The organism is Pseudomonas sp. NPDC088444 (assembly GCF_044900175.1).
Taxonomy (GTDB): Bacteria; Pseudomonadota; Gammaproteobacteria; order Pseudomonadales; family Pseudomonadaceae; genus Aquipseudomonas.
Genome location: NZ_JBJDNK010000007.1, coordinates 179630 through 200570 on the forward strand (window position 1 = coordinate 179630; position 20941 = coordinate 200570).

The 20941-nt window shown below is 59.0% G+C and carries 21 protein-coding genes; 15 read left to right on the forward strand and 6 right to left on the reverse strand.

Annotation, left to right across the window (positions count from 1 at the left end; all coding sequences use genetic code 11):
• Position 1: 1 nt before the first annotated feature.
• Positions 2-988 (reverse strand): Bug family tripartite tricarboxylate transporter substrate binding protein, encoded by a 987-nt coding sequence (locus ACI2KB_RS15630; RefSeq protein ID WP_404636261.1) that lies wholly within the window; start codon positions 986-988, stop codon positions 2-4.
• Between the two features lie 463 nt (positions 989-1451).
• Between ACI2KB_RS15630 and ACI2KB_RS15635 the strand changes: the two genes are divergently transcribed.
• Together ACI2KB_RS15635 and ACI2KB_RS15640 are read left to right on the forward strand one after the other, a co-directional pair.
• Positions 1452-2123, forward strand: coding sequence for a response regulator (locus tag ACI2KB_RS15635; protein WP_404636021.1), 672 nt, complete (start codon positions 1452-1454; stop codon positions 2121-2123).
• The gene (locus ACI2KB_RS15640; RefSeq protein ID WP_404636023.1) at positions 2116-3528 is read left to right on the forward strand and encodes a sensor histidine kinase; all 1413 of its coding nucleotides are present in this window, start codon (positions 2116-2118) and stop codon (positions 3526-3528) included. The genes ACI2KB_RS15635 and ACI2KB_RS15640 overlap by 8 nt, the downstream gene beginning before the upstream one ends.
• Positions 3529-3701: 173 nt before the next feature.
• Here the strand turns inward: ACI2KB_RS15640 and ACI2KB_RS15645 are convergent, their stop codons facing one another.
• Positions 3702-4523, reverse strand: coding sequence for an HDOD domain-containing protein (locus ACI2KB_RS15645; protein WP_404636025.1), 822 nt, complete (start codon positions 4521-4523; stop codon positions 3702-3704).
• A gap of 69 nt (positions 4524-4592) precedes the next feature.
• Positions 4593-5534, reverse strand: a complete 942-nt coding sequence (locus ACI2KB_RS15650) for a YgfZ/GcvT domain-containing protein (RefSeq protein ID WP_404636027.1) — start codon at positions 5532-5534, stop codon at positions 4593-4595.
• Between the two features lie 166 nt (positions 5535-5700).
• Here ACI2KB_RS15650 and ACI2KB_RS15655 point away from each other — a divergent pair, with 166 nt between their 5' ends.
• Positions 5701-5955, forward strand: a complete 255-nt coding sequence (locus tag ACI2KB_RS15655) for a succinate dehydrogenase assembly factor 2 (protein ID WP_404636029.1) — start codon at positions 5701-5703, stop codon at positions 5953-5955.
• Positions 5939-6400, forward strand: a complete 462-nt coding sequence (locus ACI2KB_RS15660; protein WP_404636031.1) for a protein YgfX — start codon at positions 5939-5941, stop codon at positions 6398-6400. The genes ACI2KB_RS15655 and ACI2KB_RS15660 overlap by 17 nt, the downstream gene beginning before the upstream one ends.
• Here the strand turns inward: ACI2KB_RS15660 and nadB are convergent.
• Positions 6369-7985 (reverse strand): L-aspartate oxidase, encoded by a 1617-nt coding sequence (nadB, locus tag ACI2KB_RS15665; RefSeq protein WP_404636033.1) that lies wholly within the window; start codon positions 7983-7985, stop codon positions 6369-6371. The two genes, ACI2KB_RS15660 and nadB, sit on opposite strands and share 32 nt — an antisense overlap.
• A 500-nt stretch (positions 7986-8485) precedes the next feature.
• Between nadB and rpoE the strand changes: the two genes are divergently transcribed.
• From rpoE to pdxJ, 11 genes are all read left to right on the forward strand, one after another.
• On the forward strand, positions 8486-9067 hold the full coding sequence (gene rpoE / locus ACI2KB_RS15670) for an RNA polymerase sigma factor RpoE (protein WP_037014368.1): 582 nt from the start codon (positions 8486-8488) through the stop codon (positions 9065-9067).
• 32 nt (positions 9068-9099) lie between these two features.
• Complete coding sequence (locus ACI2KB_RS15675) at positions 9100-9690, forward strand: sigma-E factor negative regulatory protein (protein WP_404636035.1); 591 nt, start codon at positions 9100-9102, stop codon at positions 9688-9690.
• Positions 9691-9698: 8 nt separating this feature from the next.
• Positions 9699-10664 (forward strand): MucB/RseB C-terminal domain-containing protein, encoded by a 966-nt coding sequence (locus tag ACI2KB_RS15680; RefSeq protein WP_404636037.1) that lies wholly within the window; start codon positions 9699-9701, stop codon positions 10662-10664.
• A 348-nt stretch (positions 10665-11012) separates the two neighbouring features.
• Entirely contained in the window at positions 11013-12407 is a 1395-nt protein-coding gene (locus tag ACI2KB_RS15685; RefSeq protein ID WP_404636262.1) for a DegQ family serine endoprotease, read from the forward strand.
• 168 nt (positions 12408-12575) lie between these two features.
• Positions 12576-14372: a translation elongation factor 4 gene (lepA, locus tag ACI2KB_RS15690; RefSeq protein WP_404636039.1), complete on the forward strand. Its 1797-nt coding sequence runs from the start codon at positions 12576-12578 to the stop codon at positions 14370-14372.
• Positions 14373-14381: 9 nt separating this feature from the next.
• Positions 14382-15236 carry a signal peptidase I gene (gene lepB / locus ACI2KB_RS15695; RefSeq protein ID WP_404636041.1) on the forward strand — a complete coding sequence of 285 codons (855 nt, stop codon included), beginning with the start codon at positions 14382-14384 and terminating at the stop codon, positions 15234-15236.
• A gap of 105 nt (positions 15237-15341) precedes the next feature.
• Positions 15342-15719, forward strand: a complete 378-nt coding sequence (locus ACI2KB_RS15700) for a DUF4845 domain-containing protein (RefSeq protein WP_404636043.1) — start codon at positions 15342-15344, stop codon at positions 15717-15719.
• Positions 15716-16405, forward strand: coding sequence for a ribonuclease III (rnc, locus tag ACI2KB_RS15705; RefSeq protein WP_404636045.1), 690 nt, complete (start codon positions 15716-15718; stop codon positions 16403-16405). The genes ACI2KB_RS15700 and rnc overlap by 4 nt, the downstream gene beginning before the upstream one ends.
• Positions 16398-17300 (forward strand): GTPase Era, encoded by a 903-nt coding sequence (gene era, locus ACI2KB_RS15710; RefSeq protein ID WP_404636047.1) that lies wholly within the window; start codon positions 16398-16400, stop codon positions 17298-17300. The genes rnc and era overlap by 8 nt, the downstream gene beginning before the upstream one ends.
• 180 nt (positions 17301-17480) lie before the next feature.
• Positions 17481-18170 (forward strand): DNA repair protein RecO, encoded by a 690-nt coding sequence (gene recO / locus ACI2KB_RS15715; protein ID WP_404636049.1) that lies wholly within the window; start codon positions 17481-17483, stop codon positions 18168-18170.
• Positions 18171-18237: 67 nt separating this feature from the next.
• Positions 18238-18981 (forward strand): pyridoxine 5'-phosphate synthase, encoded by a 744-nt coding sequence (pdxJ, locus tag ACI2KB_RS15720; RefSeq protein WP_404636051.1) that lies wholly within the window; start codon positions 18238-18240, stop codon positions 18979-18981.
• A gap of 145 nt (positions 18982-19126) precedes the next feature.
• Here pdxJ and cmoB read toward each other — a convergent pair whose 3' ends face one another.
• Together cmoB and cmoA are read right to left on the reverse strand one after the other, a co-directional pair.
• Positions 19127-20086: a tRNA 5-methoxyuridine(34)/uridine 5-oxyacetic acid(34) synthase CmoB gene (cmoB, locus tag ACI2KB_RS15725; RefSeq protein ID WP_404636053.1), complete on the reverse strand. Its 960-nt coding sequence runs from the start codon at positions 20084-20086 to the stop codon at positions 19127-19129.
• Positions 20083-20826 carry a carboxy-S-adenosyl-L-methionine synthase CmoA gene (gene cmoA, locus ACI2KB_RS15730; RefSeq protein WP_404636055.1) on the reverse strand — a complete coding sequence of 248 codons (744 nt, stop codon included), beginning with the start codon at positions 20824-20826 and terminating at the stop codon, positions 20083-20085. Before cmoA ends, cmoB begins: the two co-directional genes overlap by 4 nt.
• Positions 20827-20941 lie beyond the last annotated feature (115 nt).

Below are 20941 nucleotides of genomic sequence, written 5' to 3' on the forward strand. Positions count from 1 at the left end.
ATTACTGAATCAGGCCGAATTCCTTGGCCAGCGTCTTGTATTGGGCGACTTGCTGCTTCACGTAGGTGTCCAGCTCCGGACCGGTCATGGCGAACGGGAACAACTCACGCTGGTCGCGCAGCTTGGCGAAGTCGTCCGAGGCCAGCAGCTTGTCGAACGAGGCTTTCCACCAGTTGTATTCCTCGTCGGTCACTTTCGGGCCAAGGTAGAAGCCACGCACCACTGGCCAGACGATGTCATAGCCTTGTTCTTTGGCGGTGGGAATGTTCTTCATTTCCGGCTCGTCCAGACGCTGCTCGGAGAACACCGCGAGCAGGCGCATGTCGCCGCTGAGGATGTGCGGCATGGAGTCGGAGATGTCGGTGGAGCCCACCTGAATGTGGCCGCCGAGCAGGGCCGTGGCGATTTCGCCGCCGCCTTCCAGCGCCACATAACGCAGGTCGCGTGGGTTGATGCCTGCGGCTTTGGCGATCAGCGCGGTCTGCATCCAGTCCTGACTGCCGACGGTGCCGCCGGAGCCGATGACCACTTTGCTCGGGTCGGCTTTCAGCGCTTTGACCAGATCGTCGAGGGATTTGTAAGGCGAATCGGCTTTGACTGCGATGGCGCCGTAGCTGGTGCCGACGGCAGCGAGCCAGCGCACCGCGTTTTCATCGAAACGACCGAACTTGCCTTGCGCCAGATTCAGCAGCGAACCGCTGGACCAGGCTACCAACGTACCCGCGTCCGCAGGGCGCTGGGCGACGACCGCGTTGTAGGCCACGGCACCCACGCCGCCTGGCATGTAGGTCACACGCATCGGTTTGGTCAGAATTTTCTCGTTGACCAGTGCGCTTTGCGCCAGCTTGCAGGTCAGGTCAAAACCACCGCCGGGCGAGGCGGGGGCGATGCATTCAGGACGGTTAGGCTCGGCGGCCCACAATTGAGTGGCCACCAGCATGCAACTGGCAGCGACGCTGAAACGGCGCAACGATAGGTTCATGGTCAGTCTCCGACGGAGTTGTTGTTTTTAAGGCGTTCGGTTGTCGATCAGGCAGAGGTTCAGCAGCGTGAAAAGCCTGCCGGGATCAAGAACGGGGACGTGACGATGCACTGCGCTACAACGTGGCGAAGTGTACTCAAAACAGAATGGGATTCAGACGGCGCGGTGGCCGAAGATTGCAGTGATTGCATCACCGATGACTCCGATATTGTTTTTATTGTTGAAAACGCATCGAGGCGTTTTTCGTCACGACCCTGACGTCACGTTGGCTGTAAAACGCGCAATCGTAACGAGTCGTAAACGGATCCTAATCAGCGAAGCTTTCATCAACCTTTCAACTACCTTTCATGAAGCTTTCGTTGGCAGGGTTTTGTTGTTCACTGGCCGCTTTCGGCGTATTTCGGGCCTTCACAGACCGCCTTGCGCCTGTAAACTCCGCCCCACAAAAAGCCTCAATCGGGAGAAACCGATGCGTGTCCTGCTCGTCGAAGACCATCTGCAACTGGCTGAAAGTGTCGCGCTGGCCCTCAAGGGGAGCGGCCTGACCGTGGACGTTCTGCACGATGGCGTGGCGGCTGATCTGGCCTTGAGCAGCGAAGAGTACGCTGTGGCGATTCTTGATGTCGGCCTGCCGCGCATGGACGGTTTCGAGGTGCTGGCCAAACTGCGCGCACGGGGCAAAAACACCCCGGTGTTGATGCTTACGGCCCGCAGCGATGTGAAGGATCGGGTGCATGGCCTGAACTTGGGGGCCGACGATTATTTGGCCAAACCCTTTGAGTTGTCGGAGCTGGAGGCGCGGGTGAAAGCGTTGCTGCGTCGCAGCGTGCTGGGGGGCGAACGCCAGCAGCGTTGCGGTGTGCTGGCCTACGATCTGGACACGCGACGCTTCACATTGGGTGATGAGGCCATGACTTTGACCTCCCGCGAGCAGTCGGTGCTCGAAGCGTTGATCGCACGTCCGGGCCGGGTGATGAGCAAAGAGCAACTGGCCTCGCAAGTGTTCGGGTTGGACGAAGAGGCCAGTGCAGACGCCATCGAAATCTACGTGCACCGCCTGCGCAAGAAGCTCGACGGTCATCCCATCGCGATCGTGACGTTTCGTGGCTTGGGCTATCTGCTGGAAAGCCGCGATGCTTAACCCGTTCCCCTCAGCGGAAAACAGCCTGCGCTGGCGCCTGCTGTGGAACCTGGGGTTATTGCTGGTAATGCTGATGATCGCCAGCGGCATGAGTGCGTACTGGAATGGGCGAGAAGCGGCGGATACGGCTTACGACCGCACCCTGCTGGCCTCGGCGCGGACCATCGCTGCGGGGCTGTCCGAGCGGGACGGAACACTGAGCGCCGATGTGCCCTACGTTGCCCTCGACACCTTCGCCTACGACAGTGCCGGGCGGATTTACTACCAAGTCAACGACATCAACCACAAGCTGATTTCCGGCTACGAGGGCATTCCGCCGCCGCCTCCGGGCACGCCGCGCACCGACGATTATCCAGCACTGGCCAAGTTCTACAGCGCCCGCTATCAGGGCCAGGATGTGCGGGTGGTCAGTCTGCTCAAGGCGGTCAGCGAGCCGAACATGAACGGCATCGCTGAAATTCGTGTGGCGGAAACCGAAGAACAGCGAGTCAACATGGCCCGTGGTCTGATGGCCGACACACTGCTGCGCCTGGGCATGCTCGGCAGTGGCGCGTTGTTGCTGGTGTGGTTCACGGTCAGTGCGGCGTTGCGCCCGCTGGATCGCCTGCGCACGGCCGTGGAAGAGCGCCAGCCCGACGATTTGCGTTCTCTGCCCATGGTGCAGGTGCAGCACGAATTGCGCCCGTTGGTGAGTTCGCTCAACCACTTCACCGAACGGCTTCGCATGCAGTTCGAGCGTCAGGCCCAGTTCATCGCCGATGCGGCCCACGAACTTCGTACCCCACTGGCTGCACTCAAGGCGCGGCTCGAACTGGGTTTGCGCGACCAGGACCCGCTCATGTGGCGCGCCACCCTGGAAAGTGCGGCAACGGGCACTGACAAACTGACCCATCTGGCCAATCAGTTGCTTTCTCTGGCGCGCATCGAAAACGGTGCGAGGGCGATTGCCGAGGGCGGCGCGCAGTTGCTGGATCTCAGCCAGTTGGCGCGGGAGCTGGGGATGGCCATGGCGCCGTTGGCCTACAAGCGAGGCGTCGCACTGGCCCTTGAAGCGGAGGAACCCGTGTGGGTGAAAGGCGAGCCGACATTGCTCAACGAACTGTTGAGCAATCTGGTCGATAACGCACTGGCCCATACGCCGCCCGGAGGCAATGTGGTACTGCGGGTTCATTCGCCCTGCGTGCTGGAAGTCGAGGACGATGGCCCCGGCATCCCGCTGCATGAGCGCGACCGGGTGTTCGAGCGCTTTTACCGGCGTAATCAGCAGACTTCGGGGTCAGGATTGGGGCTGGCCATTGTTGGGGAAATCTGCCGTGCGCATCTGGCGCAGATCACCCTGCACGATGGGGCTGAGCGTGGGTTGAAGGTGCGCGTAACGTTTCCTGGATGTGAGGGCGCGTCGTAGTAAGAGGATTGTCATGTGCAAGAGCATTTGCGGTTGAATGCGACTTTTGTGGGAGCCGGCTTGCTGGCGAAGGTGGTGTGTCAGGCGACAACGCTATGACTGACCCAGCGCTTTCGCCATCAAGGCGGCTCCCACACATGACATATGGCGGACAACTATCACTAGAACGCGATTCAATAAAGCAGCGTCATCGCCTCATTCATCTGACCAATCAACTCGCCATCGGCCATGTTCAGCCCCAATTGCCTGACCGCAGTCATTGCCATCACCTCAAGATTGGCGTAAGGCCTGCCTGTCGCTTCGTGCACATGAACGGTCGCGACCTGCACCAGATCCACATAATCAGCCTGTTCGGAAACCCGGCCGAAGTTCTGGAATTGCCTCGGCACGATGGCCAGCGCTTCCGGGAAGTCCCAAGATCGCAGCAACCGTTCACCGATGATGGGATGAATACGCTCGATCACATGATTGAGGCTGATCGGATCGGCCAGCAGTTCGAAGTTATCCTCGGCGTAGGTCAGGATCGGCAATACGCCAATCAGATGAATCAGGCCTGCCAAGGTCGCCTTGTCGGCCTTCAGATGAGCGCGCCGCAAGCTCAACAGGCTCGCCACCCCTGCCACTTGCAGGCTCAGTTTCCAGATGTCGCGCATCTTGGCTTCGATGACGTTCGATTTGGCGTGAAACATTTGCTCCACCACCAGGCCGATCGCCAGGTTGCAGCTGTAATTGACGCCCAGACGACGCACCGCCGTCAGCACGTCGCTGACTTCGAAGTTGGGCCGCAACAAGGGGCTGTTCACCACTTTGATCAAGCGAGCGGACAACGCGGTATCACTGCCGATGACCTTACTCAATTCGGCGATAGTGATCTCCGAGTCTTCCGCCGCCAGACGGATTCTCATTGCCACTTCAGGCAGCGTCGGCAGAAACAGGGCGTCCTTCTCGATCGCCCTGATCAGATCCTTCTGCACCTTGTCAGCCATGCTACTCATATAGGGTCTCTGAAAAGTGCGTTCCAGCCACCCCGACGCCGCGCGACGACGCCGGGTGGACAGCGACGGTTAACGCTGTGTTTCAAGCTTGGCGTCCAACGTGTAAGGCAATTCGCTCAGTTGCAACGCCGGGCCGTCCGGCGCGCCGAGGTGGATGTTGCCGTCTTCTACCGCATCTGCCTGCAATACTGCCAGCAGTTCGATGTTCGAACCGGCACTCGCGGCCAGCACCACATTGCCGACCGAGCTGGCATGTACCGGCGAGAACAGTTCGACACCCGGCTCCGGTACGTCGTTGCCTTGCAGTGAAAGGCGATACTGACGACGCTTGAGTTTGCCCAGATACTGCATGCGCGCGACGATTTCCTGACCGGTGTAGCAGCCTTTTCTGAAGCTGACGCCGCCAACGGCCTGCAAGTTGATCATCTGCGGAATGAATTCTTCGCGGGTTTGCGCGAACACCTGGCCGATACCGGCGCGAATCTGCCCCAGCAACCAGTCGTTCAACGAGCCTTCTGGCACAACGGCAGCCAGACGTGAGTTGATCTCGTCAGCCTGATCGGCGCGCACCCAGAGTTCGGCGCGGGCAGGTGAGACGCGGATGGCGATCAGATCCTGAGTTCGTGCGACCGCGTCGGTGTCGGCTGGCAATTCCAGGCCCAGGCTCGTCAGCGCGGCGTCCGCATGATTCAGACCAAAGCGCGCCCAGGAGGCACTTTCGTCCGTCAGCTTGGATTTGGAGAACACGGCGTACTTTCTCAAGTCCAGCAATTGCAGATCGATCAGCTCGCTGGCCATCGCCAGTACAACGCCATCACCTTCCAGCAGGATACGGAAACTGGACTGCATGCGGCCTTTTTGCGTGCAACGGGCGCCGAGCGTGGCTTTGGCGTCGCTCAGGTAGTCCATGTTGCAGGTCAGTTGGCCTTGAAGAAACTTGCTGGCATCCACGCCGCGAACGGCTAGCACACCTTCGTGAGAGAGCGGGCAGAAAAAAGCTGAATCGGCCATGAGTCATCGCAGGGGTAGAAGTCTGAGGCGCCATGATAGTGCTCAGTGGGTGTAATGGGTATATCCGAATCCTGATAATGACTATGTGCAAAAACCTGCGACTAACTGTGGGTACGCCGAACAGCGCTGCGCCTGTATACTCGCCCGCAAATTCGAGGAGCCCTCCATGGTCGAACAAATTGAACTCAATCGCCTGTTCTGGCACAGCCGACGCGGCATGCTTGAACTGGACGTCCTGCTGGTGCCGTTCGTCCAGGAAGTCTATCCGTCGCTCAACGACGTCGACCGCGCGCTCTATGTCCGCCTGTTGACCTGTGAAGATCAGGACATGTTCGGGTGGTTCATGGAGCGCACCGAGTCCGAAGACCCCGAGTTGCAGCGCATGGTTCGCATGATTCTGGACCGTGTCCAGCCGAAATGACCGTTTCGAATGCCGTTGGCAGCGTTCCCGTGCGTTGCTGATGGCGTACCTCGGCGCGCAAACGCTGGCGCTGTTCTCGGTTTCCCTGCTTGAAATCCCGTTCTGGGCCAGGGTGGTCGGTGTATTGCTGTGTCTGCTGCATGGCCTGCGCGTCTGGCCGACGCTGAGCAACAGCGATATTGGATTTACCGCTTTGCGTCGTGACAGCGCTGGTTGGCATCTCTGGAACGAGCGTGACGGCTGGCAACCGGTACAACTGCGGCCTGACAGCATCGCCTTGCCGAACCTGATCCTGCTCCGGTTTCGCTTGATGGGCGGCCATTGGTTGTCGCGGTATTGGGTCAGGAGCGTCTGCATTCCTGGCGACGCAATGGCGCCGGACAATCACCGGCGCCTGCGTCTGCGGCTGAAATTCAGTCGCCGAAGGTGGGCGGCACCAGAATAGTGTCTACGGCTTCGGGCAGCATGTCCGGGTAGTCCAGCGTGTAATGCAGGCCCCGGCTTTCCTTGCGCGCCATGGCCGAGGCAATCATCAACTCGGCGACTTGCGCCAGATTGCGCAGCTCGATCAGGTCGCGGCTCACCTTGTAGTTGCTGTAAAACTCATCGATTTCATCCAGCAGCAATTGCACGCGGTGTTGCGCGCGCTGCAAACGCTTGGTCGTGCGCACGATCCCGACGTAGTCCCACATGAATCGCCGCAGTTCGTCCCAGTTATGCGCGATGATCACGTCTTCGTCTGAATCGGTCACTTGGCTGGCATCCCAGAACGGCAGGTTTTGCGGCTGAGTGATCGTGGGCAGTTGCGCGATAATGTCGGCCGCCGCCGAACGGGCGTACACGAAGCATTCCAGCAACGAGTTGCTGGCCATGCGGTTGGCGCCATGCAAGCCGGTGAAACTGGTTTCGCCAATCGCATACAAGCCCGGTACATCGGTGCGACCGTGCTGATCGACAACGACCCCGCCACAGGTGTAATGCGCCGCCGGTACGACTGGAATCGATTGGCGGGTAATGTCGATCCCAAATTCCAGGCAGCGCTCGTAAACGGTCGGAAAATGCGTTTTGACGAAGTCTTCGGGTTTGTGGCTGATGTCCAGATAAACGCAATCGACGCCCAGTCGTTTCATTTCATGGTCGATGGCGCGGGCCACGATGTCGCGGGGGGCCAGCTCGGCGCGCTCGTCGAAGCGCTGCATGAAGCGTTCGCCGTTGGGCAGCTTCAGATAGGCGCCTTCGCCGCGCAGCGCTTCGGTGACCAGAAAACTCTTGGCCTGCGGATGGTAGAGGCACGTGGGGTGAAACTGGTTGAATTCCAGGTTGCCGACCCGGCAGCCCGAACGCCAGGCCATGGCGATACCGTCGCCGCAGGCACCGTCCGGATTGCTGGTATAAAGGTAGACCTTGGCGGCACCGCCCGACGCCAGAATCGTGAAGCGCGCGCTGTGGGTGTCGACCTCGCCGGTCGAACGGTCCAGCACGTAGGCGCCGAGGCAGCGGGCGCCGTCCCGACCCAGTCGACGCTCGGTGATCAGGTCGACGGCCACACGCTGTTCCAGCAGTTCAATGTTGGGCCGGGCTTTGGCAGCCGCCAGCAGGGTGCGGAAAATCGCAGCACCCGTTGCATCAGCCGCGTGAATGATGCGGCGGTGACTGTGCCCGCCCTCGCGAGTGAGGTGAAATTCAAACCCGCCGTCGACCACTGCCGATTGATCGTCGCGAGTGAAGGGTACACCCATGTCGATCAGCCATTGAATGGCCTCGCGGCTGTGCTCGACCGTGAATCTCACCGCGTCTTCATTACACAAACCGCCCCCGGCATTGAGGGTGTCTTCGACGTGGGACTGCACGGTGTCTGCATTATCCAATACCGCTGCCACGCCCCCCTGTGCCCAGAAGGTCGAGCCGTTGGCCAGGTCGCCTTTGCTCAAGACGGCAACGCGCAAATGATCGGGCAGGGTCAAGGCAAGGCTCAATCCGGCCGCGCCACTGCCGATTACCAAAACGTCGTGCTGAAAATGTCGACTCATTGTGATTTCCGGCTTCTAAATGGCCACTAGTATGTAAAGGGTGAGAACGGCACAATGGCTGGGATTTTATGGCAATTGTGAATCACAGCGGGGGGCGGATTGTGCGCTACTCCGCAGCATCGTGCATACCGTTTGGCGGGCAAATTCAATGTCGGTCACTGCGTCGAATTGGATCCCGCAAACACCTTGATGCGTGTCTTACGTTCTGAATTGAAATGTGGGAACTTTTCATAAAGCCCCACGTTCAATAGAGGGTTGCCGATAAAGGGACAGCGTCGGCGCTGTGCCGTGGCCGTTTTGACTTGCCGAGGCACGCGCATTCGACGACAAGATTATTCACGCAGCCGACCATGTTCGAGCTGCGTTTTTCGTGCGGGCTACCAACGCCCGCCGGAAACTTGCTTGAAGGGGGGAGAACTTTTGCGAAAAGCCCGAGTCTATGGTTGCAAGTCTGTGAAGCAGCCTCTGCAACACTCCTTTGAGCTCTATGAGGAGTGTTCATGCTAACCCAGGAAGAGGATCAGCAACTGGTCGAACGCGTACAACGCGGCGACAAGCGAGCCTTTGATCTGCTAGTGGTGAAATATCAGCACAAAATTCTTGGGTTGATCGTGAGATTCGTCCACGACACCCATGAAGCCCAGGATGTCGCGCAAGAGGCTTTTATCAAGGCTTACCGTGCACTGGGGAATTTCCGCGGCGACAGTGCGTTTTATACGTGGCTGTACCGGATCGCCATTAACACGGCGAAAAACTATCTGGTGTCGCGAGGTCGGCGGCCGCCGGACAGCGATGTCAGATCTGAAGACGCGGAGTTCTACGACGGCGATCATGGCCTCAAGGACATCGAGTCGCCGGAACGTGCATTGTTGAGGGATGAGATCGAAGGCACCGTCCATCGGACCATCCAGCTACTGCCAGAAGATTTACGTACAGCTCTAACTTTGCGTGAGTTTGACGGTCTGAGTTACGAAGACATTGCGAGCGTGATGCAATGTCCGGTTGGTACCGTGCGCTCTCGCATCTTCCGCGCTCGGGAAGCCATTGATAAAGCCCTGCAGCCTTTGTTGCAGGAAACCTGAGACAGCGGCGATAGCCAAAGAGAGGAACCGCCATGAGTCGTGAAGCCCTGCAGGAATCGCTGTCCGCGGTGATGGATAACGAAGCGGACGAATTGGAATTACGTCGGGTGCTCAATGCAATCGACGATGCGGATACACGGGCCACGTGGTCGCGTTATCAAATTGCTCGCGCAGCCATGCATAAAGAGCTGCTGATGCCTCATCTGGACATCTCGGCCGCCGTGTCTGCCGCGATCGCCGATGAAGTCAGTCCGCTCAAGGCCGGTCGTGGCCCTTGGCGTACGCTGGGTCGTCTGGCTGTTGCAGCGTCGGTCACTGTCGCTGTGCTGGCGGGCGTGCGTCTGTATAACCAGGATGAAATCGCTGGCGCCCAACTGGCTCAGCAATCGGCACAGCCTGCCAGCATCGCCATGCCTCAAGTCAAAGGTCCGGCGGTATTGGCCGGTTACACCGAGAGCGAGCCGGCCCCGGGTCCGATGGCCAGCGGCGTATTGCAGAATCAGGCCGGTTGGCACGATCAGCGTCTGCCAGGTTATCTGCGTCAACATGCTCAGCAAGCTGCGTTGAAGGGCACTGAAAGCGCGTTGCCATACGCCCGCGCCGCCAGCCTGGAAAACCGTTAAGGAGGATCATGCGCGCCATCCCTCTAGTGCCGCTTCTGCTTGGTGGATGGCTGGTCCTTCCAGCTCATGCCGATGATGCGCAAGGCCAGCTCAAGCGTCTTGCGCAGGCTGAGCAAAAGCAAAGCTTCCAAGGCACTTTCGTCTATGAACGCAATGGAAGCTTCTCCACTCATCGAATCTGGCATCGCGTCGTCGATGGCAAGGTTCGTGAGCATCTTCTTCAACTCGATGGTTCCGCTCAGGAAGTGCTGCGCGTCGACGGGGTGACCCAGTGCGTCAGCGGTACGCTGGTGGCCGGTGTCTCGAATATCCCTGATTCGCCCGCTCACGCATTCGATGCGGCCAAGCTGTCAGCCTGGTACGACATGAAGGTGGCGGGCAGTTCGCGTGTTGCCGGGCGATCGGCGACCGTAGTGACGCTGACGCCCAAGGATCAGCACCGTTACGGCATCGAATTGCATCTGGACAGCGAAACCGGATTGCCGCTCAAGTCGTTGTTGCTCAGTGACAAGGGGCAACTGCTTGAACGCTTCCAGTTCACCGAGCTGGACACTGCCAACCTGCCGACTGATCAAATGCTGCAACCCAGCGCTGATTGCAAGGCGGTCGAGGTCGCCAAGACCAAGTCTGACACGCAGAAACAGCAGGTGGCCTGGCATTCGGACTGGTTGCCACCAGGTTTTGAGTTGAGCAGTGCAGCGGCACGCAATGATCCAGACTCCAAGGCGCTGGTCACCAGTCTGATGTATGACGATGGTCTGGCACGATTCTCTGTGTTCATTGAGCCGGTCAGCGGGGCGGAGGTCACGGATATCCGTACTCAATTAGGCCCGACCGTTGCGGTGTCGCGCCGCCTGACCACGCCCAAGGGCGATGCGATGGTGACGGTGGTCGGTGAAATTCCGATTGGGACCGCAGAGCGTATTGCGCTTTCGATGCGCAGCGACGCCGCTGCGTCGGTCACCAAAAAGTAAGCTGACAAAAACGGTAAGTGCCCACTATGAAAAAGGTTTCATATTGGGCATTTCCAGCTTTCGGCCCAGAGAATGCGGGCTTAAAACGAGATGCTGAAATGTTTGGTGAGCTTTGCAGGTTGCAATCACATCCTTTTTTTTCTATAGGTCACAGCTTCGCGGCTCTGGCCTTTGTTGTTTTCAGCGTTTAGAAAGCTGACTGAGAGTAAAACTGGGCCAGAGCAGTACACCGCGCAAAGCTGCGTTCTGTAGATGCTCCTCGAACCTTGAGGTTCGTACCGCTTAACCATGCTCGTTGTGAACGGGAGCCGTATGTCGATACCACGTTTGAAAACTTATCTGTCCTGGATGGCCGCCGTGCTGATGCTGGGCCAGGTCCTCACTGCGCAGGCTGAAGCCCTGCCGGACTTCACGACTTTGGTGGAACAGGCGTCTCCTGCCGTCGTGAACATCAGCACCCGCCAGAAACTGCCGGACCGTTCGGTTGCTCAAGGACAGATGCCGGACCTCGAAGGCCTGCCGCCGATGTTGCGCGAATTCCTTGAGCGCAGCATGCCGCCAGGCTCACGTTCGCCCGGCAAGGGCGATCGTCAGCGTGAAGCGCAATCCCTGGGGTCGGGCTTCATCATCTCGGCCGATGGCTTCATTCTGACCAACAACCATGTGATCGATGGCGCGGACGAGATTCTCGTGCGTCTGTCCGATCGCAGTGAAATGAAAGCCAAACTGATCGGCACCGATCCACGCACTGACGTTGCGGTGTTGAAAATCGATGGCAAAGACCTGCCAACCGTCAAGCTGGGCAACTCCGACAAGTTGAAAGTCGGTGAGTGGGTACTGGCAATCGGTTCGCCATTCGGCTTCGACCACTCGGTGACCAAAGGTATCGTCAGCGCCAAAGGCCGTAGCCTGCCGAACGACACCTACGTACCGTTCATTCAGACCGACGTGGCCATCAACCCGGGTAACTCGGGTGGTCCGCTGTTCAACATGGCCGGTGAAGTCGTGGGTATCAACTCGCAGATTTTCACCCGCTCCGGCGGTTTCATGGGCCTGTCGTTCGCGATCCCGATCGATGTGGCGATGGACGTTGCCAACCAGCTCAAGGCCAACGGCAAGGTTAACCGTGGCTGGCTGGGGGTCGTGATTCAGGAAGTGAACAAGGATCTGGCCGAGTCGTTCGGTCTGGACAAGCCAGCGGGCGCACTGGTGGCGCAGGTGCTGGAAGACGGTCCTGCGGCCAAGGGCGGCCTGCAGGTGGGTGACGTGATTCTCAGCGCCAACGGCACGCCGATCGTCATGTCCGCTGACTTGCCGCACTTGATCGGCAATCTGAAAGACGGCAGCAAGGCTGAGCTGGAAGTGATTCGCGATGGCAAGCGTCAGAAACTGACCGTGACCGTGGGCGCATTGCCAGCTGAGGGCGAAGAAATGGGTGCCACCGATTCCGGCGTCGAGCGCAGCAGCAATCGTCTGGGCGTGTCGGTCACCGATCTCACTGCCGAGCAGATGAAATCGCTGGATCTCAAGGGCGGCGTGGTCATCAAGGATGTTCAGGACGGTCCTGCTTCGTTGATCGGTCTGCAAAACGGTGATGTGATTACCCACCTGAACAACCAGGCCATCACTTCGGCCAAGCAGTTCACCGAAGTGGCCAAGGGCTTGCCGAAGAACCGTTCGGTCTCGATGCGTGTCTTGCGTCAGGGCCGCGCCACGTTCATCACGTTCAAACTGGCGGAATAAACCGCCAGACGGGAAAAGGAGCGGCCAGGCCGCTCCTTTTTTGTATCGGGCAGACGGTCGGCGATCAGGCCTCGCGTGCGAACGTGACGCCCCGATGTTCCTTCAGGTACAATTCCCGGCTATTTTTGGCAGGCAACCTGCCTGCAATCTTTTTTCGAGTGTTGATCCGTGAGTGATTTGAGTCATATCCGCAATTTCTCCATCATCGCCCACATTGACCATGGCAAGTCGACGCTGGCTGACCGTTTCATCCAGATGTGCGGCGGCCTGAGTGAGCGTGAAATGGAAGCCCAGGTGCTTGATTCCATGGACCTGGAGCGCGAGCGCGGGATCACGATCAAGGCCCACAGCGTCACCCTTCACTACAAGGCGAAGGACGGCAACACCTACCAGTTGAACTTCATTGACACTCCCGGCCACGTTGACTTCACGTATGAAGTCAGCCGTTCGCTGGCGGCCTGCGAAGGCGCGCTGCTGGTGGTCGATGCAGGACAGGGTGTGGAAGCGCAGTCCGTTGCCAACTGCTATACCGCCATCGAACAGGGCCTGGAAGTCATGCCGGTCCTGAACAAGATGGACTTGCCGCAAGCCGAACCCGATCGTGTCAAAGACGAAATCGAGAAGATCATTGGTATCGACGCCACTGACGCCGTGGCGTGCAGCGCCAAGAGCGGCATGGGCGTTGATGAAGTGCTGGAACGTCTGGTTCAGACCATTCCGGCGCCCACGGGTGATATCGATGCGCCGCTGCAGGCGCTGATCATCGACTCCTGGTTTGACAACTACCTGGGCGTTGTCTCTCTGGTGCGCGTTCGTCATGGTCGCGTCAAAAAGGGCGACAAGATTCTGGTCAAGTCCACCGGCAAGATTCACCTGGTCGACAGCGTCGGTGTGTTCACGCCGAAGCATACCGCTACCGCCGACCTCAAGGCCGGTGAAGTGGGCTTCATCATTGCCAGCATCAAGGACATTCACGGCGCGCCAGTGGGCGACACCCTGACGCTCTCTTCGACCCCAGAGGTTGAAGTCCTGCCAGGTTTCAAAAAGATCCAGCCGCAGGTCTATGCAGGCCTGTTTCCGGTCAGCTCCGATGACTTCGAAGACTTCCGCGACGCACTGCAAAAGCTCACGCTGAATGACTCGTCTCTCCAGTACCTGCCGGAAAGCTCCGATGCACTGGGTTTCGGCTTCCGTTGTGGTTTCCTCGGCATGCTGCACATGGAGATCATTCAGGAGCGTCTGGAGCGCGAATACGACCTGGACCTGATCACCACCGCGCCAACCGTCATTTTCGAGCTGCTGCTCAAGACCGGTGAAACGATCTACGTCGACAACCCGTCGAAGCTTCCGGACATTTCCGCCGTTGAAGACATGCGCGAGCCGATCGTGCGGGCCAATATCCTTGTGCCTCAGGAGCACTTGGGTAACGTCATTACGCTGTGCATCGAGAAGCGTGGCGTTCAGCGTGACATGCAGTTCCTGGGTGGCCAGGTTCAAGTCAGTTACGACCTGCCAATGAACGAGGTGGTGCTGGACTTCTTCGATCGTCTGAAGTCCACCAGTCGCGGTTATGCCTCGCTGGACTATCATTTCGACCGTTATCAGTCGGCGAATCTGGTGAAGCTGGACGTCCTGATCAACGGCGATAAGGTCGACGCCCTGGCGCTGATCGTGCACCGCGACAACGCGGCCTATAAAGGCCGTGCGTTGACCGAAAAAATGAAAGAACTGATTCCTCGTCAGATGTTCGACGTAGCAATCCAGGCTGCCATCGGTGGCCAGATTATCGCGCGTACAACTGTCAAGGCGCTCAGAAAGAACGTACTGGCCAAGTGTTACGGTGGTGACGTAAGCCGTAAGAAAAAGCTGCTTGAGAAGCAGAAAGCCGGTAAGAAACGCATGAAGCAGGTCGGTAACGTGGAAATCCCACAAGACGCCTTCCTCGCTGTGCTCAGGTTGGAATAAACAGGCCCTATGTCACTAAATTTCCCGCTGTTGTTGGTCATCGCCGTGTTTGTCTGCGGCGTGCTGGCGTTGTTCGACCTGATCGTGCTGGCGCCGCGTCGGCGCACGGCGGTCGCGAATTATCAGGGCAGCGTCAGCCAGCCGGATGTCGCGGTCGTCGAGCAGCTCAATAAAGAGCCGTTGCTGGTCGAGTACGGTAAATCGTTTTTTCCGGTGCTGTTCATCGTGCTGGTACTGCGTTCGTTTCTGGTCGAGCCGTTCCAGATCCCGTCGGGCTCGATGAAACCGACGCTGGATGTGGGCGATTTCATTCTGGTCAACAAGTTCTCCTACGGCATCCGCCTGCCGGTGATCGACCTGAAAGTCATTCCGGTCAGCGATCCGCAGCGGGGCGACGTCATGGTCTTTCGTTACCCGAGTGATCCCAACGTCAACTACATCAAGCGTGTAGTCGGCCTGCCAGGCGACGTCATTCGTTACACCAATGACAAGCAGTTGTTCATCAACGGCCAACTGGTCGCCAAACAACTGATTGGCTCCGAGCCGGGAACTTTGGGCAGTGCCGAGCTGTATGACGAGAAGCTGGGCGAAGTGCAGCACCAGATTCGTCAGGAAATGAGCCGTTACCGCGCGCCGCCTGATCATGAATGGACGGTTCCGGCCGGTCACTATTTCATGATGGGTGACAACCGCGACAACTCCAACGACAGCCGCTACTGGGATGACCCCAACATTCCCAAGGAAGAGCTGGGCATGGTTCCCGACAGGAACATCGTCGGCAAGGCCTTCGCCGTATGGATGAGCTGGCCAGAGCCGAAGCTGAGCCACTTTCCGAACTTCTCACGAGTCGGTCTGATCAAGTAACACCGATGCGGCGCTGTCTGATACAGCGCCGTATGTCATTTCGGCAGGCTATGCTGCAAGGCTTACATTGCACGCAACAGGGAAAGACTATTCTTGAGGGCGCACATGACATCTGTCGGTTCGGAAAAGGGCTTGTCGTTCATTGGATGGCTGCTTTTGCTCGCCGTCCTTGCATTTGCCGCGAGTACCGCCGCCAAGCTGGTGCCGCATTACCTCGATTACATGTCATTGAAGAAGATCATCGAAGCCACCGCTACTGACAAGGCTGCAGAGATCAACACCAGTGACGAATTTTATGACTACGTGGCCAAAGGCATGCTGGTCAATAACATCCGGGATTTGGATTTGAAGAAGGCGTTAAGTGTGACGACGGAGAACAACCGGTTCCTCGCCCATTTGAAATATGAGCAGCGTGAGCCGCTGATCCAGAACATTGATCTGGTGGTCAAATTCGACCACGAATTCAGCGTGGGTACACCGTGAGCGTGTCATTGAGTCGTCTGGAGCGTCAGCTCGGTTACACCTTCAAGGATCAGGAACTGATGGTTCTGGCCCTGACCCACCGCAGTTTTGCCGGGCGCAACAACGAGCGCCTCGAATTCCTCGGCGATGCCATTCTCAACTTCGTTGCCGGTGAGGCGCTGTTCGAGCGTTTCCCCCAGGCTCGCGAAGGCCAGCTATCGCGTTTGCGCGCACGCCTTGTGAAAGGCGAGACCCTGGCGCTGCTGGCTCGTGGCTTTGATTTGGGCGAATACTTGCGTCTGGGCTCCGGCGAACTGAAAAGCGGTGGCTTTCGTCGCGAGTCGATTTTGGCCGACGCGCTGGAAGCGTTGATCGGTGCGATCTATCTGGACTCTGACATGCAGACCGCTCGCGATCGCGTTCTGGCCTGGTTGGCCAACGAGTTCGATGGTCTGACACTGGTGGACACTAACAAGGACCCGAAAACCCGTTTGCAGGAATTCTTGCAATCCCGCGCCTGTGAGCTGCCGCGTTACGAGGTGGTGGACATTCAGGGTGAACCGCATTGCCGAACCTTTTTCGTCGAATGCGAAGTCACCTTATTGAACGAAAAAAGCCGGGGACAGGGTGTCAGCCGCCGCATTGCCGAACAGGTAGCCGCTGCGTCAGCCCTCATCGCCCTCGGAGTGGAGAATGGCAATGACTGATTCAACTGCAACACGCTGTGGCTATGTCGCCATCGTCGGCCGGCCAAACGTGGGCAAGTCGACGCTGTTGAACCACATCCTCGGCCAGAAACTCGCGATCACCTCCCGCAAGCCACAGACCACGCGCCACAACATGCTGGGCATCAAGACCGAAGGCGCCGTTCAGGCGATCTACGTCGATACCCCCGGCATGCACAAAGGCAGCGACAAGGCACTGAACCGCTACATGAACAAGACCGCTTCGGCGGCGTTGAAAGACGTCGACGTGGTGATTTTCGTGGTGGACCGCACCAAATGGACCGATGAAGATCAGATGGTGCTGGAGCGCGTGCAATACGTGACCGGCCCGCTGATTGTCGCGTTGAACAAGACCGATCGCATCGAGGACAAGGCCGAGTTGATGCCGCACCTGTCCTGGTTGCAGGAGCAATTGCCCAACGCGCAGATCATTCCGATCTCGGCGCAGCAGGGCCATAACCTGGACGCGCTGGAAAAAGTCATTGCTGACGAATTGCCAGAGAATGACCACTTTTTCCCGGAAGATCAGATCACCGACCGCAGCAGCCGTTTCCTCGCCGCTGAGCTGGTACGCGAGAAGATCATGCGCCAGCTGGGCGCAGAGCTGCCCTACCAGATCACCGTCGAGATCGAAGAGTTCAAGCAGCAGGGCAAGACCCTGCACATTCATGCGCTGATTCTGGTCGAGCGTGATGGCCAGAAGAAAATCATCATTGGCGACAAGGGCGAGCGCATCAAGCGCATCGGCTCCGATGCCCGTCGTGATATGGAAGTGCTGTTCGACTCCAAGGTGATGCTCAACCTGTGGGTGAAGGTCAAAGGTGGTTGGTCCGATGATGAGCGCGCCTTGCGTTCATTGGGCTACGGCGACCTGTAAGAGACTGACTGCGTGGCGTCTACCCTGACGTTGACGCTAGACATTGTGGGAGCGAATTCATTCGCGATGGCGTCGGGTCAGCGACCAGTGCGGGTGTATGGCACAGCGCATCGCGAAGGAATTCGTTCCCACAGTGGTTTGTGGCGTGTGTAGATACGTTTTAGCCCCCATGAGATCGGAATGTCCCAATCCCCGCCCGCCGGCCAACCTGCTTACGTCCTGCACAGCCGACCCTATCGCGAAAACAGCGCACTGGTGGACTTCATCACGCCTCAAGGCCGGCTGCGCGCAGTGCTGCGCAGCGCCAAAGGCAAGACGGGTTCGCTGGCGCGGCCATTCGTACCGATTGAGGTCGAGTTTCGCGGGCGCGGCGAATTGAAGAACGTTGGCCGCATGGAAGGAGCGGGCATTGCCGTCTGGCTGGAAGGCGAGGCCTTGTTCAGCGGACTCTATCTCAATGAGCTGCTGATTCGCTTGCTCCCCGCCGAAGACCCTCACCCCAGGATCTTCGAGCACTACGCCGCCACGTTGGCCGCGCTGGCCGAAGGTCGCCCATTGGAACCCTTGCTGCGCTCTTTCGAGTGGCGCCTGCTGGACGAGCTGGGTTACGGTTTCGCCCTAGACGCGGACATCAACGGTGATCCGCTCGTCGCAGACGGCCTTTATCGTTTGCAGGTAGACGCAGGGCTTGAGCGGGTGTATCTGTTGCAGCCCGGTCTGTTTCAGGGCGTGGAACTGCTGGCGATGGCCGAGGCCGACTGGACGGCGCCGGGGGCGCTTTCAGCGGCCAAGCGTTTGATGCGTCAGGCGCTGGCGGTGCACCTGGGTGGCCGCCCGCTGGTGAGCCGGGAATTGTTTCGAAAGCCTTAACAACACGCATTTTTCGTCAGTAACAGGCTGCCATGGCCTGTTCGAACCCTTTTTTCAGGAGACCAACGTGACTCACAGCACCCGCATTCTGCTCGGCGTGAACATCGACCATGTGGCGACTTTGCGTCAGGCACGCGGCACCCGCTATCCCGACCCGGTGAAAGCGGCATTGGATGCTGAAGAAGCGGGGGCTGACGGTATCACCGTTCACCTGCGTGAAGACCGCCGCCATATTCAAGAGCGTGATGTATTGCTGCTCAAGGATGTGTTGCAGACCCGCATGAACTTCGAAATGGGCGTGACCGAAGAGATGATGGCGTTCGCCGAGCGCATCCGCCCGGCCCATATTTGTCTGGTTCCGGAAACCCGTCAGGAACTGACCACTGAAGGCGGTCTGGATGTGGCCGGTCAGGAAGCGCGGATCAAGGCGGCCGTGGAGCGTCTGTCGGCCATTGGCAGCGAAGTCTCGCTGTTTATTGACGCCGATGAGCGCCAGATCGAAGCATCCGCTCGCGTCGGGGCTCCGGCCATCGAGCTGCACACCGGTCGCTATGCCGACGCCGAGACCCCGACTGAAGTCGCCGAAGAGCTGAAACGCATTGCAGATGGTGTGGCGTTTGGCATTCAGCAGGGGCTGATCGTCAACGCGGGGCACGGCCTGCATTACCACAACGTGGAGGCGGTGGCGGCGATCCAGGGCATCAATGAGTTGAACATCGGTCATGCGCTGGTGGCCCATGCGTTGTTCGTCGGGTTCAAGTCGGCGGTGTCGGAGATGAAGGCGTTGATTGTGGCGGCGGCCAAAGGGTAAGCGCCGCAAGACCTGTAGGAGTGAGCTTGGTCTGGGCCGCATCCGGACGATATCGGTTAGCCAATCACTATCGATGTGACTGACCTGTCGCAATCGCGAGCAAGCTCACTCCTACAGTAAGTAGCGGCGTGACTGAAATCCTGTGTCAGGCCTTGCGACCGACGATCACCGCGCGCCGAGGTGCAGGCAAACCTTCCACGGTCTTGCTGTGGTCATTCGGGTCGAGGAAGTCGCTCAGCGACTGATATTTCATCCACTCGGTACTGCGCTGTTCTTCGACGGTGGTGGTGCTGACATCCACGCAGCGCACATCGACGAAACCGGCCCGGCGCAGCCACAGTTCCAGCGCAGGAACTGAAGGCAGGAACCACACGTTGCGCATCTGCGAGTAGCGGTCTTCCGGCACCAGCACTTGATGCACGTCGCCTTCGACCACCATGGTCTCCAGCACCAGCTCGCCGCCTTTGACCAGGCAATCCTTCAGCGCCAGCAAATGGTCGATCGGCGATTTGCGGTGGTAAAGCACGCCCATCGAAAACACTGTGTCGAAGCCTTCCAGCCGCGCAGGCAGGTCTTCCAACGCAAACGGGAGGTGCCAGGCGGGCAGGTCAGGCAGGTAGCGCTGCATGGCCTGGAACTGACAGAAGAACAGCCAGTTGGGGTCCACGCCGATCACGCTGTCAGCCCCTGCGCCGAGCATGCGCCATTGGTAATAGCCGTTACCGCAGCCGACATCGAGCACCCGCTTGCCCACCAGATCGAGATGGGGCGAGACGCGGGACCATTTCCAATCCGAGCGCCATTCGGTGTCGACGTGCACGCCGAACACATCGAACGGGCCTTTGCGCCAAGGCGACAGGCCCATCAGCGCAGCTCGGGTCTGCTCGCGGGTGGCGTCGTCGCAGTCGGCGTCCAGCGCGAAACGATCCTTGAGTTCAACGCGGGTCGCAGTCAGTTCGGGCAGCGCATTGAGCGCACCTTGCCAGCGCTCCAGGTCGCCATGGCCTTTTTCCATCTTTGCGTCGAGTTGCGCTTGCAGGCCTTGAGCCCAGATATATAGAGGGGTGCCCGCCAGACGGCGGACCAGTGGAGCGAGATCGATCATGGCAGGGCAATCAAAGAAGCGAAATTAAGGCACTGGAACCAGGGCACGACTTTGCTGAACCCGGCCGCCAGCAGGCGTTCGCGGTGCTGTTCGAGGCTGTCAGGTTTCATCACGTTTTCAATGGCGCTGCGCTTCTGGGCGATTTCCAGCTCGCTGTAACCATTGGCGCGTTTGAAGGCCACGTGCAGGTCGGTGAGCAGGGCGTGTTCTTCGTTGTCGTCGAAGCGCAGTTTCTCGGACAGGATCAGCGCGCCGCCAGGCAGCAGGGACCGACGAATCCGGCTCAGCAACTCCAGACGCTGTTCAGGGGCGATGAATTGCAGGGTGAAGTTCAGGGCCACGACTGAGGCGGTCTGAAAGTCCAGTGCGAGGATGTCGCCCTCGATCACGTCGACCGGCAGCAGTTCCTGATACATCGAGTCCTGTGCATTGAGGTACTCGCGGCAGCGTTCGACCATCGCAGCGGAGTTGTCGACGGCGATCACCCGGCAGTCGTCGGTGCGCACATGGCGACGCAATGCCTGGGTCACGGCGCCCAGTGAACTGCCCAAGTCATAGAGCACGCTGTGGGGCTGGGCGAATTGCGCCGCGAGTACGCCCAGGTTCTCGACGATGGTCGGGTAGCCCGGCACCGAGCGCTTGATCATGTCCGGGAAGACCCGCACTACGTCCTCGTTGAAGGCGAAGTCGGGCACCTGGGCCAGCGGCTGGGCGAATAGGCGGTCGGGTTCTTGGCTCACGGCAGTTCCGAAGGATGAGGCGAAAAGTGCGGCATTTTAGCCAAATGTGTTGTGATGCTGAAACCTCATCTCATCGTGACCAAGGTCAGAGGATGTTCGGTAGGAGCGGTGTGGA

What these genes read in the sequence shown, in the direction of transcription:
- ACI2KB_RS15635 (WP_404636021.1), top strand. Translation starts at nt 1,452, where the DNA reads ATGCGTGTCCTGCTCGTCGAAGACCATCTGCAACTGGCTGAAAGTGTC.
- ACI2KB_RS15640 (WP_404636023.1), top strand. Translation starts at nt 2,116, where the DNA reads ATGCTTAACCCGTTCCCCTCAGCGGAAAACAGCCTGCGCTGGCGCCTG.
- ACI2KB_RS15645 (WP_404636025.1), bottom strand. Translation starts at nt 4,523, where the DNA reads ATGAGTAGCATGGCTGACAAGGTGCAGAAGGATCTGATCAGGGCGATC.
- ACI2KB_RS15650 (WP_404636027.1), bottom strand. Translation starts at nt 5,534, where the DNA reads ATGGCCGATTCAGCTTTTTTCTGCCCGCTCTCTCACGAAGGTGTGCTA.
- ACI2KB_RS15655 (WP_404636029.1), top strand. Translation starts at nt 5,701, where the DNA reads ATGGTCGAACAAATTGAACTCAATCGCCTGTTCTGGCACAGCCGACGC.
- nadB (WP_404636033.1), bottom strand. Translation starts at nt 7,985, where the DNA reads ATGAGTCGACATTTTCAGCACGACGTTTTGGTAATCGGCAGTGGCGCG.
- rpoE (WP_037014368.1), top strand. Translation starts at nt 8,486, where the DNA reads ATGCTAACCCAGGAAGAGGATCAGCAACTGGTCGAACGCGTACAACGC.
- ACI2KB_RS15675 (WP_404636035.1), top strand. Translation starts at nt 9,100, where the DNA reads ATGAGTCGTGAAGCCCTGCAGGAATCGCTGTCCGCGGTGATGGATAAC.
- ACI2KB_RS15680 (WP_404636037.1), top strand. Translation starts at nt 9,699, where the DNA reads ATGCGCGCCATCCCTCTAGTGCCGCTTCTGCTTGGTGGATGGCTGGTC.
- ACI2KB_RS15685 (WP_404636262.1), top strand. Translation starts at nt 11,013, where the DNA reads ATGGCCGCCGTGCTGATGCTGGGCCAGGTCCTCACTGCGCAGGCTGAA.
- lepB (WP_404636041.1), top strand. Translation starts at nt 14,382, where the DNA reads ATGTCACTAAATTTCCCGCTGTTGTTGGTCATCGCCGTGTTTGTCTGC.
- ACI2KB_RS15700 (WP_404636043.1), top strand. Translation starts at nt 15,342, where the DNA reads ATGACATCTGTCGGTTCGGAAAAGGGCTTGTCGTTCATTGGATGGCTG.
- era (WP_404636047.1), top strand. Translation starts at nt 16,398, where the DNA reads ATGACTGATTCAACTGCAACACGCTGTGGCTATGTCGCCATCGTCGGC.
- recO (WP_404636049.1), top strand. Translation starts at nt 17,481, where the DNA reads ATGTCCCAATCCCCGCCCGCCGGCCAACCTGCTTACGTCCTGCACAGC.
- cmoB (WP_404636053.1), bottom strand. Translation starts at nt 20,086, where the DNA reads ATGATCGATCTCGCTCCACTGGTCCGCCGTCTGGCGGGCACCCCTCTA.